Annotated in this window: 11 protein-coding genes; 5 read left to right on the top strand and 6 right to left on the bottom strand. The window is 69.4% G+C overall.

The window, feature by feature from the left end; genetic code table 11:
- Window positions 1-6 precede the first annotated feature (6 nt).
- From NQV15_RS14580 to NQV15_RS14570, 3 genes are read left to right on the top strand one after another with little or no spacing between them, the layout of a single operon-like run.
- A complete protein-coding gene (locus NQV15_RS14580) occupies window positions 7-504 on the top strand; it encodes a hypothetical protein (protein ID WP_232401071.1) in 498 nt (165 codons plus the stop codon).
- Window positions 505-552: 48 nt separating this feature from the next.
- The gene (locus NQV15_RS14575) at window positions 553-1404 is read left to right on the top strand and encodes a bifunctional methylenetetrahydrofolate dehydrogenase/methenyltetrahydrofolate cyclohydrolase (protein ID WP_232401074.1); all 852 of its coding nucleotides are present in this window, start codon (window positions 553-555) and stop codon (window positions 1402-1404) included.
- Window positions 1401-1676 carry a DUF3017 domain-containing protein gene (locus tag NQV15_RS14570; RefSeq protein WP_232401076.1) on the top strand — a complete coding sequence of 92 codons (276 nt, stop codon included), beginning with the start codon at window positions 1401-1403 and terminating at the stop codon, window positions 1674-1676. The genes NQV15_RS14575 and NQV15_RS14570 overlap by 4 nt, the downstream gene beginning before the upstream one ends.
- A 101-nt stretch (window positions 1677-1777) precedes the next feature.
- Here the strand turns inward: NQV15_RS14570 and NQV15_RS14565 are convergent, their stop codons facing one another.
- Complete coding sequence (locus NQV15_RS14565; RefSeq protein WP_232401077.1) at window positions 1778-2767, bottom strand: malate dehydrogenase; 990 nt, start codon at window positions 2765-2767, stop codon at window positions 1778-1780.
- A 211-nt stretch (window positions 2768-2978) separates the two neighbouring features.
- Between NQV15_RS14565 and NQV15_RS14560 the strand changes: the two genes are divergently transcribed.
- Both NQV15_RS14560 and NQV15_RS14555 read left to right on the top strand, forming a co-directional pair.
- Window positions 2979-5204 (top strand): NADP-dependent isocitrate dehydrogenase, encoded by a 2226-nt coding sequence (locus NQV15_RS14560; RefSeq protein WP_232401079.1) that lies wholly within the window; start codon window positions 2979-2981, stop codon window positions 5202-5204.
- A 305-nt stretch (window positions 5205-5509) separates the two neighbouring features.
- The gene (locus tag NQV15_RS14555; protein WP_232401081.1) at window positions 5510-6685 is read left to right on the top strand and encodes an MFS transporter; all 1176 of its coding nucleotides are present in this window, start codon (window positions 5510-5512) and stop codon (window positions 6683-6685) included.
- 14 nt (window positions 6686-6699) lie between these two features.
- Here NQV15_RS14555 and NQV15_RS14550 read toward each other — a convergent pair whose 3' ends face one another.
- From NQV15_RS14550 to NQV15_RS14530, 5 genes are all read right to left on the bottom strand, one after another.
- On the bottom strand, window positions 6700-7668 hold the full coding sequence (locus tag NQV15_RS14550; protein ID WP_232401083.1) for a sulfate/molybdate ABC transporter ATP-binding protein: 969 nt from the start codon (window positions 7666-7668) through the stop codon (window positions 6700-6702).
- Entirely contained in the window at window positions 7658-8488 is an 831-nt protein-coding gene (locus tag NQV15_RS14545) for a sulfate ABC transporter permease (RefSeq protein WP_232401085.1), read from the bottom strand. Before NQV15_RS14545 ends, NQV15_RS14550 begins: the two co-directional genes overlap by 11 nt.
- Window positions 8481-9326, bottom strand: coding sequence for a sulfate ABC transporter permease subunit CysT (gene cysT / locus NQV15_RS14540; RefSeq protein ID WP_232401087.1), 846 nt, complete (start codon window positions 9324-9326; stop codon window positions 8481-8483). Before cysT ends, NQV15_RS14545 begins: the two co-directional genes overlap by 8 nt.
- Entirely contained in the window at window positions 9323-10354 is a 1032-nt protein-coding gene (locus NQV15_RS14535; protein ID WP_232401089.1) for a sulfate ABC transporter substrate-binding protein, read from the bottom strand. The genes cysT and NQV15_RS14535 overlap by 4 nt, the downstream gene beginning before the upstream one ends.
- A gap of 122 nt (window positions 10355-10476) precedes the next feature.
- On the bottom strand, window positions 10477-11958 hold the full coding sequence (locus tag NQV15_RS14530; protein ID WP_232401091.1) for a DHA2 family efflux MFS transporter permease subunit: 1482 nt from the start codon (window positions 11956-11958) through the stop codon (window positions 10477-10479).
- Between the last annotated feature and the right edge of the window lie 132 nt (window positions 11959-12090).

The raw sequence follows: 12090 nt of genomic DNA, 5'->3' as shown, positions 1-12090 counted from the left end.
GCGGCCGTGCCGACCACCGTCCACTCCGAGCTGGGGGCCCCGCGCCGGATCGGGAAGGTGGTCATCGCGGTCGGCCTGGCGCTGGCGATCGCCGACGTCGCCTCGGGCTTCGGGCTGCAGGGGTGGGGCGTGCTGGCGTCGATCTTCGTGCTCATCGTGGGGATCACGGTGTGGTCGGTGGCCTTCTACGGTGGCCTGGAGCTGACCTCCGAGCGGCTCGTCGTCGGGCGGGAGCGGTTGTCCCCGGACGACTTCGACGCCGGGTTCGGCGCCCAGCCCATGACGGTGCTGTCCGATCGCCAGTGGGCCATGGCCGACGGGCCGTTCCCGACCCCGGCCGGGGAGAACGTGCGAGTCGTGGGCGGCAGTCACGGGCGGACGCTCGGTCTGCGCGGGGTCGTGCTGCGTGAGGCCGGCACCGGCCGGTACGCCGTGATCTACTGCCGTCGCCCCGATCGGCTCGCGCCGCTGCTGCAGGACTGGCTGACACGCCCGGCCCGCTGACGACGGTCTGTGGACGCGGGAGCGCCCAGCCATGAAAGACTCGTCCCCGTGACTGCGCAGATCCTGGACGGCAAGGCGGCTGCGGCCGCGATCAAGGGCGAGCTCCGCGAGCGGGTGACGGCACTGCGTGAGCGCGGCATCGTCCCGGGGCTGGGGACGATCCTGGTCGGCAACGATCCCGGCAGCCAGTGGTACGTCGCGGGCAAGCACCGTGACTGCGCGGAGGTCGGCATCGAGTCGATCCGCGTGGACCTGCCCGAGACCGCGACGCAGGCCGAGGTCGAGGCCGCGATCGACCAGCTGAACGACGATCCGAGCTGCACGGGCTACATCCTGCAGCTGCCGCTGCCCAAGGGCCTGGACGAGAACGCCGCGATCGGCCGCATCGACCCGCTGAAGGACGCCGACGGGTTGCACCCCACGAACCTGGGCTGGCTGGTGCTGGGCAAGGAGGCGCCGCTGCCGTGCACGCCGCGCGGCATCATCGAGCTGCTGCGTCGCCACGACGTCCCGATCGCCGGCCAGCACGTCGTGGTCGTGGGCCGCGGCATCACCGTCGGCCGTCCGATGGGGCTGCTGCTGACCCGCCGCACCGAGAACGCGACCGTCACGCTGTGCCACACCGGCACCAGGGACCTGGCGGCCGAGGTGCGCCGGGCCGACATCGTGATCGCCGCCGCGGGCGTCCCGGGCATCATCTCGGCCGACATGGTCAAGCCCGGCGCCGCCCTGCTGGACGTCGGGGTCAGCCGCGACGCGAACGGCATCGTGGGTGACGTCGACCCGGCCGCCCACGAGGTCGCCGGCTGGATCTCGCCCAACCCCGGGGGAGTGGGCCCGATGACCCGCGCGCTGCTGCTGGCCAACGTCGTCGACACCGCCGAGCGCCTCAACCCGTGAGGGCACCACGCAGCCGCGGGTCGCAGCTGTACCTGCTGCAGCTCGTGGTCGTGGCCGTCGGTCTGGTCCTGGTCGCGGTGGGGCCGTGGCGGGTGGGCGTCGTCGCGATGGGGCTGGCGTTCATCGTGGGTGCACTGGCGCGCTCGGTCGTGCCGATCGACCACACGGGGATGCTCCGTGTGCGCGGCAAGGCCTTCGACGTGGTGTGGATGACGACGCTGGGCGTCGCCCTGGTCATCCTGCCGATCCTGATCCCGAACCAGCCGGGATAGGTCCGCCGAGGAGTCGCGTAGGTCCGCCGAGGAGTCGCGTAGGTTCGCGGCGTCGCCACCTTGAGTGACTCGTCACGGGATCTGAGTGGCTCGTCAGCGGGCTAGATCAGACCGAGCTCCTTGACCGCGTCGCGCTCCTCGATGAGCTCCTGCGCCGTGGCGTCCATCCGCTCCCGGCTGAAGTCGTCGACCTCCAGACCCTGGACGATCTCCCAGTCACCGTCCTTCGTCGTGACGGGGAAGGAGTAGATGAGTCCCTCGGGAACGCCGTACGAGCCGTCCGAGCGCACCGCCATCGACGCCCAGTCGCCCTCCGGGGTGCCGGTCAGCCAGGTGCGGGCCGCGTCGATCGTGGCCGAGGCGGCGGAGGCCGCCGACGAGGCGCCGCGGGCCTCGATGATGGCGGCGCCGCGCTTGGCGACGGTGGGGATGAAGGTCTTCTCGACCCAGCCCTTGTCGTCGACGACCTCGGCGGCACTGCGACCGCCGACCAGCGCGTGGGAGATGTCGGGGTACTGCGTGGCGGAGTGATTGCCCCAGATCGTCATCCGGGTGATGTCGGCGACCTTCGAGCCGGTCTTGGCCGCCAGCTGCGAGATGGCCCGATTGTGGTCGAGCCGGGTGAGCGCCGAGAAACGCTCCTGCGGGATGTCGGGGGCGTTGTGCATCGCGATCAGCGCATTGGTGTTGGCCGGGTTGCCGGTCACACCGATGCGGACGTCATCGGCCGCGTGGTCGTTGAGCGCCTTGCCCTGGCCGGTGAAGATGGCGCCGTTCGCGGACAGCAGGTCGCCGCGCTCCATGCCCTTGGTGCGGGGCCGCGCGCCGACCAGCAGGGCCAGGTTCACGCCGTCGAAGATGTGGTTCGGGTCATCGCCGATCTCGACCGAGTCCAGTGTCGGGAAGGCACAGTCGTCGAGCTCCATGACCACGCCCTCGAGGGACTTCAGCGCCGGGGTGATCTCGAGCAGCCGCAGCTGGACGGGGGTGTCCGGGCCCAGCAGGGCACCGCTCGCCAGACGGAAGAGGAGGCTGTAGCCGATCTGGCCGGCGGCGCCGGTGACGGCGACCTTGACGGGAGTTGTGCTCACGAGATGTGCTCCTTGAACGGTGCGGAATCTGGGAGATACCTTCTGAAAGTAGCGCAGCGCGCACCGGATGACCCGCCGGAGCGCGCCGGGCGAGCCGTCCGAGCTGTGTGCCACGGGGCGACGGACGGGCGGCGCCGTCGGGTGCGCAGTGGGTTATCTTGATGTCAAACAACTTTTTTCCGGGCATCCACACGTAGGAGCTGCCGCACTCATGGCCAAGATCATCTACACCCACACCGACGAGGCGCCCGCGCTGGCGACCTACTCGTTCCTTCCCGTCATCGAGGCGTATGCCTCGACGGCCGGCGTCGAGGTCGAGACTCGCGACATCTCGCTGTCGGGTCGCATCATCGCCCTGTTCGGTGACCGCCTGACCCCCGAGCAGCAGGTCGGCGACGCGCTGGCCGAGCTCGGCGAGCTCGCCAAGACGCCCGAGGCCAACATCATCAAGCTGCCCAACATCAGCGCCTCGGTGCCGCAGCTGAAGGCCGCGATCGCCGAGCTGCAGTCGCAGGGCTACGACCTGCCGGACTACCCGGACGATCCGCAGACGGACGCCGACAAGGAGGTCCGCGCCCGCTACGACAAGGTCAAGGGCAGCGCCGTCAACCCCGTGCTGCGTGAGGGCAACTCCGATCGTCGCGCCCCCGCATCGGTCAAGAACTACGCGCGCAAGCACCCGCACTCGATGGGTGCGTGGAGCAGCGACTCCAAGACCAACGTCGCCACGATGGGGCAGGACGACTTCCGCTCGAACGAGAAGTCGGTCGTCATCGACTCCGACACGCAGATCTCGATCCAGCACGTCGCCACCGACGGCACGACGACCGAGCTGAAGCCGGCGTTCGACGTCCTCGCCGGCGAGATCGTCGACGGCACGGTCATGAGCGCCGCGGCGCTCGACGAGTTCCTCAAGGCCCAGGTCGCCCGCGCCAAGGACGAGGGTGTCCTGTTCTCGGTGCACCTGAAGGCCACGATGATGAAGGTCTCCGACCCGATCATCTTCGGTCACGTCGTCAAGGCGTTCTTCCCGGCCGTGTTCGAGCAGTACGGCGCCGACCTGGAGGCCGCCGGCCTCAGCGCCAGCAACGGCCTGGGCGGCATCCTGGCCGGTCTGGACAAGCTGCCCAACGGGCCTGCGATCAAGGCCGCCTTCGAGCAGGGACTGGCCGACGGCCCGGCCCTGGCGATGGTCGACTCCGACAAGGGCATCACGAACCTGCACGTGCCCAGCGACGTCATCGTCGATGCGTCGATGCCGGCCATGATCCGCACGTCGGGCCACATGTGGGACGCCGAGGGCAACGAGGCCGACACGCTCGCGGTCATCCCCGACAGCTCGTACGCGAGCGTCTACCAGACGGTCATCGACGACTGCCGCGCCAACGGCGCGTACGACCCGACCACGATGGGCACGGTCCCCAACGTCGGCCTCATGGCCCAGGCGGCCGAGGAGTACGGCAGCCACGACAAGACCTTCGAGATCGCGTCGGCCGGTACGGTCCAGGTCGTCGACGCCGACGGCACCGTGCTGATCGAGCACCAGGTCGAGCAGGGCGACATCTGGCGCGCCTGCCAGACCAAGGACGTCCCGATCCGCGACTGGGTCAAGCTCGCCGTGACCCGCGCCCGCGCGTCGGAGACGCCGGCCGTCTTCTGGCTCGACGAGACCCGCGCGCACGACCGCAACCTGATCGAGAAGGTCAAGGCGTACCTGCCCGAGCACGACACGAGCGGCCTGACGATCGAGATCATGTCGCCCGCCGACGCGACGAAGTACTCGGTCGACCGCATCCGCAAGGGTGAGGACACCATCTCGGTGACCGGCAACGTGCTGCGTGACTACAACACCGACCTGTTCCCGATCCTCGAGCTCGGCACCAGCGCCAAGATGCTGTCGATCGTCCCGCTCATCAACGGTGGCGGGCTGTTCGAGACCGGTGCCGGCGGCTCGGCGCCGAAGCACGTGCAGCAGCTGGTCAAGGAGAACTACCTGCGCTGGGACAGCCTGGGCGAGTTCCTGGCGCTGGCCTCGAGCTTCGAGCACATGGCCACGACGACCGGCAACGCCCGGGCGCAGATCCTGGCCGACACGCTCGACCGGGCCACGGGCACGTTCCTGGACGAGAACAAGTCGCCCGGACGCAAGCTCGGCACGATCGACAACCGCGGCAGCCACTTCTACCTGGCGCTCTACTGGGCCCAGGAGCTGGCGAAGCAGACGCAGGACGCCGATCTCGCGGCAGCCTTCGCCGACGTCGCAGGCGATCTGGCCTCGAACGAGCAGAAGATCGTCGACGAGCTGCTCGCAGTGCAGGGCAGCCCGGCTGACATCGGTGGCTACTTCCACCCCGACAGCGAGAAGGTCAACGCCGTCATGCGTCCCTCCGGCACGTTCACCGCGGTGCTGAAGGACCTGTCGTCGCGCCTGGTGTGATCGACCGCAGCTGACCCGACGAGGTCTCGCCCCACGGGGGCGGGGCCTCGTCTGCGTCCGGCGCCCTGCACACCGCAGCGGTTCGCGTCATGGATCGCCGCCCACCGTCTCTGAAACGGTGCGGGCGCAGTTCTCTCGGGGGCGCCCGCCCCCCACACGTGAATGCACTGAAGAGCGGCCCGCGCGGTGCCGAGCAGCTGACCGCGTGACCCAGGTCGCAGGTACGCCCCGGAACAACCCGCCGCGCGCCCGGCTTGAACCAGAGTGTGACTGTCACCGACATTGCTCCTGCCCGCACGCGGCACGTGGCATTCGCGTTGCTGGCCCTGGCGCTGGGCGGATTCGCCATCGGCACCACCGAGTTCATGACGATGGGCCTGCTGGAGGAGATCGCCGACGGCATCGGTCGCACGAATGCCGAGACCGGTCACATCATCACCGCGTACGCGTTCGGCGTGGTCGTGGGTGCCCCGATCATCGTGTCGCTGGGCGCACGCCTGCCCAAGAAGGGGCTCGCGATCGGGCTGATCCTCGCGCTGGGCGTCGGCAACGCGATCACGGCGGTCGCCAGCGGCTACCTGCCGGTCATGCTGGCGCGCTTCGTCGCCGGTCTCCCGCACGGCGCCTACTTCGGCGTCGCCTCGCTGCTGGCGGCCTCCCTCGTGCGGCCCGAGCTGAAGGGCCGGGCGGTCAGCTCGGTCATGCTGGGCCTGTCCGTCGCGACGGTCGCCGGTGTCCCGGCCAGCACGATCCTGGGGCAGACGCTGGGCTGGCGCAGCGCCTACTGGGCGGTGCTGATCATCACGATCGCCGCAGCGGCCATGATCTACCTGTTCGTGCCGCACTCGCCCGCCAACGCGGAGGCGTCGCTGCGCGGTGAGCTGGTTGCGCTGAAGCAGCCGCAGGTGCTGTTCGCGGTATCGGCCGGCATGATCGGCTTCGGTGGGCTGTTCGCGATGTACAGCTACATCGCGCCCATCGTCACCAAGGAGATGGACCTGTCGGACTCGTGGATCGCGGCGTTCACGCTGGCCTACGGCGCCGGCTCCGTGCTCGGTTCGTGGGCCGCGGGCATCCTGGCCGACTGGAACGTCGAGCGCTCGGTGCTGTTCGGTTTCTTGGCCACGGCCATCGTGCTGGTGGTCTTCTACGTCTCGGTGCCCTATGTCGTGCCGGCGCTGCTCCTGGTGCTGCTGGTCGGCGTCCTCGGCTCGGTCGTGGCCATCACGCTGCAGATCCGCCTGATGGACGCCGCGGGCGACGCCCAGATGCTCGGCGCCGCTCTCAACCACTCCGCGCTGAACCTGGCCAACGGCCTGGGCGCCTTCCTCGGCTCGGTGATCATCACCGCCGGCCACGGCTACCGCGCGACCGCCTGGGTCGGGGTCGTCCTGTCCCTGGTGGGCGCTGCGATCTTCGCCGTCGGCCTGGCCGCCCAGCGCCGCTCCCGTTCCGCCGGCGGTGCGGCTCAGCGAGTCTGAGCCGGCGGGACGGATCAGCCGACGACCGCCTCCGCGCCCGCCCGCGGACGCAGCCACACCAGGGCGCCCTCGTGCAGCTGCAGCGCGGTGGCCTCGGTGCGCGTCACGGTGACCTGGACGGGATCGGGGTGCCGGACGTCGTCGGGCGTCACCTCCAGCCGGATCTCGAAGCCGACCCGCGTCCACCGGGTGATGCGACCGGATGTCGTCGCGGCGTGCTCGTAGCGCGTGATGTCGATGTCGTGCGGACGGATCAGCTTGTCGCCCAGCCGGGTGACCGGGCCGAGGAACGACAGGACGAACTCGCTGGCCGGACGATCGTAGAGATCGTCGGGGGTGCCGATCTGCTCGATGCGTCCCTCGTTGATGACGACCAGGTTGTCGGAGACCTCCAGCGCCTCCTCCTGGTCGTGCGTCACGAACACGGTCGTCACGTGCACCTCGTCGTGGAGCCGGCGCAGCCACTCGCGCAGCTCCTTGCGGACCTTGGCGTCCAGCGCGCCGAAGGGCTCGTCGAGCAGCAGGACGCTCGGCTCGATCGCGAGGGCGCGGGCCAGGGCCATGCGCTGGCGCTGACCACCGGACAGCTGAGAGGGCAGTCGGTGCGCGAGATGATCGAGGTGGACCAGCTCGAGCAGCTCGGTGACGCGCTTGTTGACCTCGGCCTTGGGCTTCTTGCGGATCTCCAGGCCGAAGGCGACGTTCTTGTGCACGGTCATGTGCTTGAACGCGGCGTAGTGCTGGAAGACGAAGCCGACGTTGCGCTTCTGGGCCGGCAGCCCGGTGGCGTCCAGGCCCTCGATCTCGATCGTGCCGCTGTCGGACGACTCGAGCCCGGCGATGATGCGCAGCAGCGTCGACTTGCCGCCGCCGCTGGGCCCGAGCAGGGCCGTGAGCTGTCCGCTGGGGATGCTCAGGTCGATGTCCTGCAGCGCGGTGAAGTCGCCGAAGTTCTTGTTGACGCCGCGGATCTCAATCCCCATCAGTGTCGTCCTTGGGTCGAAGGATGGTCACGACGACGAGCGCCGCGACCGCGATCAGAGCGAGCAGGAAGGAGGTCGCGTACGCCGATCCCTGCTCGAAGTCCTGGTACTTCTGCTCCACGACCAGGGTCGCGGTCTGGGTCTGCTGGGCCACGTTGCCCGACACGATCTTGACCGCGCCGAACTCGCCCAGCGACCGGGCCAGGCTCAGCACGACGCCGTAGACCAGCGCCCACTTGATCGAGGGCAGCGTGATGCGCCAGAACGTCTGCCAGCCACCGGCCCCGAGACTCTTGGCCGCCTGCTCCTGCTCGGTGCCGATCTCCTGCAGCACCGGGACGATCTCACGGATGACCAGCGGCAGGCTGACGAACGCCGTGGCCATGACGATGCCCGGTGTCGCGAAGGCGACCTGCAGGCCGACGTCCTCGAGCGCGGGCCCGAACGTCCCGTTGGTGCCGCCGTACGCCAGCAGCAGGGCCAGGCCGACGACGACGGGGGAGACCGACAGAGGCAGGTCGATCAGTGCCGACAGCACCCCTCGGCCACGGAACTCGTGGCGCACCAGCAGCAGCGAGATGACGATGCCGAACACGGTGTTGATCGCCACGGCCCACAGGGCCACGACGACCGTCAGCTGCAGCGCATCGGTCACGACCGGATCGGTCAGAGCCGTCCGGAGGTTGTCCAGGCCGCCCTCGAACGTCTTCTGCACCACGAGCGCGACCGGCCAGATGACCAGCAGGAACAGGTAGCCGATGACCAGCAGGCGCCGGACGTACGTGCCCGCGGTCTTGGGCTGCGCGCGACGGCTAGCCACGTCGTGCCACCCACGAGGACAGCACCTGCAGCACGATGATCGCGCCCAGCGCGACGAGCAGCAGGATCACGGCGACCGATGCCGCGGCGGCCTCGTTGCCGTTCTCGATGTAGGTCAGGATGCGCACGGACGCGACCTCGGTCTTCATCGGCAGGTTGCCCGACAGGAGCACCAGCGAGCCGTACTCGCTGATGCCGCGGGCGAAGGACAAGGCCGCGCCCGCGGTGATGGCCGGGGCGAGGCTCGGAAGGATGATGCGCCGCAGCGTCGTGAAGCGGCTCGCGCCGAGCGACGCGGCCGCCTCCTCGACATCGCGGTCCAGCTCCATCAGCACGGGCTGCACGGTGCGGACGACGAAGGGCAGGGTCACGAACAACAGGGCCAGGAAGACCGACCGCTCGGTGTTGGCGACATTGACCCCCAGCGGGCTGCCGGGGCCGTACAGGCTCAGCAGGACGAGTCCCGCGACGATCGTCGGCAGGGCGAACGGGATGTCGATGACGACCTCGAGCAGGCGCTTGCCGGGGAAGTCGTCACGCACCAGCACCCACGCGATGACGGTGCCCATCACCACGTTGATCAGGGTGACGATCAGCGCCTGGCTGACGGTGAGGCGCAGGGCCGCGGCGGTCTGCGGATTGGTCAGGGTCTGGCGGAAGGTCTCCCATCCGCCGTCGATCGACTGGATGACGACCAGGGCGAGGGGGATCAGGACGAGCAGGCTGAACCACGTCAGCGCGAGCCCCAGGCCGAGGCCCGAGGATCGCGTCAGCGAGGTCGTGCTCCGGGCGCGGCGCCTGCGCGCGGCGCCCGGAGCGAGGGGAGCGTCGACCGTCACGACTTGCCGGACTCCGCCAGCAGCTTGGTGATGATGCCGTCGTTCTCGTCGAAGAACTTCTTGTTGATGGCCTCCCAGCCGCCGAGGTCGCCGTCGATCGTGAACAGCTTCTCGGGGGTGGGGAAGGGATCGGACTCGTCGTTGGCCCCCTTGACCGTGCCGACCTCGACGCCCTCCACGGACTCGAGCGGGCGGAAGCCCTTGGAGACGTACTGCTGCTGGCCGGCCTTGGTCAGCACGAAGTCCAAGAACGCCTTGGCCTGGGGATCGGCCTTGGTCGTGACGGCGGCGGGGTTCTCGATCTTCAGCGTGTCGGCCGGGACCACGTAGTCGATCTCCTCGCCGTTCTGACGGGCCAGGATGGCCTCGTTCTCGTAGGAGATCAGGACGTCGCCCGTGCCACCCTGGAAGGCGGTCGTGGCGTCACGACCGCTGCCGGGCAGGGCCTTGACGTTCTTGAACAGCTTCGCCAGGAAGTCGGACGCATCCTGCTCGCTGCCGCCCTCGCCGATCGCGTGCTGGTAGGCGGCCAGGATGTTCCAGCGGGCGGCTCCCGACGACCCGGGGTTGGGAGTGACGACGCCGATGCCGGGCTTGACCAGGTCGTCCCAGCCGGTGATGTTCTTGGGGTTGCCCTTGCGGGTCACCAAGACGACCACCGAGTCGGTCACGATGCCCTTGTTGGGGCCGGCGTTCCAGTCCTTGGCCACGAGCCCGGCGTCGACCAGACGGGTCACGTCCGGGGTCACCGAGAAGTGCACGTAGTCGGCCTTGAGGCCGCCGGCCACGGCGCGGCTCTGGTCGCCGGAGGCGCCGTACGACTCCTTCCACGTCGTGCCCTTGCCCTCGTCGGTCGCGGCGAAGGCCTTCTGTGCGGCGTTGTTGCCGGCCTTCGGCACCGCGAAGCCCACGAGCGACAGCTGCGCACCGTCGCTGCCCGACGCGCCGCCACCGCAGGCGGACAGGACCGCCGCGCTCAGCGCCACTGCGATGGCCGTGGCCACCTTCCTGCGGGAGAAGATCTTCATGGTTCCTGCCTCGGATCCGGACACGCCACCGTGCGTGCTCGAACCTCAACGTAGGCAGAAAACGAGCCTCAGAAATCGGGTCTCAGGATGCGAGAAGTTGCCTCGGATGGTGAGACGGTGCGCTACGAGCCGGGGCGCGCGTGGGTCGGTCTGGCCAGGAACAGGACCAGGACCAGGCCGACCACGAACGCCGCCACCGGCAGGTAGAGGGTCTGACCCATCGCCTCGGAGAAGGCCGTCTGCACGGGCGCCGGCATCGGGCCGGAGCCCTGTCCGGCCTCGGTCGCGCCCTCCAGGCCGTGGGCCGTGAGCCGGGCCTGGATGAGGGCGGCGATCGCCGCGCTGCCCAGCACCGCACCGATCTGGCGGGTCGTGTTGAACACCCCGGCTCCCGAGCCCGCCGAGGCCATCGGCAGGTTGCGGGTCGTGGTGGCGCTCAGCGGAGCCCACAGGCAGGCGTTCGAGATGCCGAACAGCGCCATCGGCAGGCACAGCTGCCAGACCGGTGTGTCGGGGGCGATGAGCTGGGACAGCCAGGTCATCGCGATCGCGGCCGTGCCGAACCCGACGATCGTGATGTTGCGGGGATGGATGCGGTCGACCAGCTTGCCGACGAACGGCGACAGGACCATCAGCATGACCGCCATGGGCGCCATGAGCAGCGCCGACTCGGTCGGGCTCCAGCCCCGCACGCCCTGGGCGTAGAAGAAGAACGGCAGCGACATCGCCGTGATCGCCAGCGACACCAGGGCGATGCCACCGTTGCCGAGCGAGAAGTTGCGGTCGCGGAACAGCCCGAGCGGGACGAGGGGCTCGGCCTTGATGCGGGCCTGCCACCAGATGAAGGCGGCGAAGACGATCACCCCCAGCGCGATGAGCAGCGGGACGCTGACGAGGCCGGTGATCCGGCCCCAGTCGTACTTCTCTCCCTCCTGGATGCCGAACACCACCAGGAAGACGCCGACGCCGCTCAGCACCACGCCGAGCCAGTCGAAGGTGTGGGTGTGGGTGGGCAGTGCCGGCACCAGCCGGACGGCCAGGACGAACCCGATGATGCCGACCGGCACGTTGATGATGAAGATCCACTCCCAGCCGAGGCTGTCGACCAGGACGCCGCCGAGGATCGGTCCGACGAGGGTCGCGACACCGGCGGTCGCGCCCCACAGCGCCATCGCAGCGCCGCGGTTGGCCGGTGCGAACGTGCGGGTGATGACCGCCATGGTCTGCGGGGTGATGAGTGCGGCCCCGAAGCCCTGGACCACGCGGGCGACGATCAGCATCTCGATCGAGTCGGTCAGGCCGCACCACAGCGAGGCGAGGGTGAAGATCGCGAGGCCGACGAGGTAGATGTTCTTGGGGCCGAAGCGGTCCCCGAGGCGGCCGGTGACCAGCAGCGGCACCGCGTACGCCAGCAGATAGGCGCTGGTGACCCAGATGACGCTGTTGTAGTCGGTGCGCAGGTCATCGCGGATCGCCGGCGTCGCGACCGACACGATCGTGTTGTCGACCAGGATCATGAAGAATCCGATGACCATGGCCCAGAGCGCCGGCCAGGGCCTGTAGTCCGGTGGCAGCTCGGTGCTCACCGCAGATGTGCTTGCCATGGGACGTCCTGTTCTCGATGCGGGTGATGAGCTGCGTGGAGTCTGACCGCGTTGCGAGCGGGCCCGGGCCAGACCTCGACGTTTGGACGTTACCGTCCTGGGCCGACAGTCGGGTGCGGCTCAGATCTCCAG

It is taken from the genome of Aeromicrobium wangtongii (assembly GCF_024584515.1).
Lineage (GTDB): Bacteria > Actinomycetota > Actinomycetes > Propionibacteriales > Nocardioidaceae > Aeromicrobium > Aeromicrobium wangtongii.
The sequence above is the reverse complement of the archived record's forward strand: the minus strand, read 5'-3'. Positions and strand labels throughout refer to the sequence as shown.

What these genes read in the sequence shown, in the direction of transcription:
- NQV15_RS14530 (WP_232401091.1), bottom strand. Translation starts at nt 11,958, where the DNA reads ATGGCAAGCACATCTGCGGTGAGCACCGAGCTGCCACCGGACTACAGG.
- NQV15_RS14535 (WP_232401089.1), bottom strand. Translation starts at nt 10,354, where the DNA reads ATGAAGATCTTCTCCCGCAGGAAGGTGGCCACGGCCATCGCAGTGGCG.
- NQV15_RS14550 (WP_232401083.1), bottom strand. Translation starts at nt 7,668, where the DNA reads ATGGGGATTGAGATCCGCGGCGTCAACAAGAACTTCGGCGACTTCACC.
- NQV15_RS14560 (WP_232401079.1), top strand. Translation starts at nt 2,979, where the DNA reads ATGGCCAAGATCATCTACACCCACACCGACGAGGCGCCCGCGCTGGCG.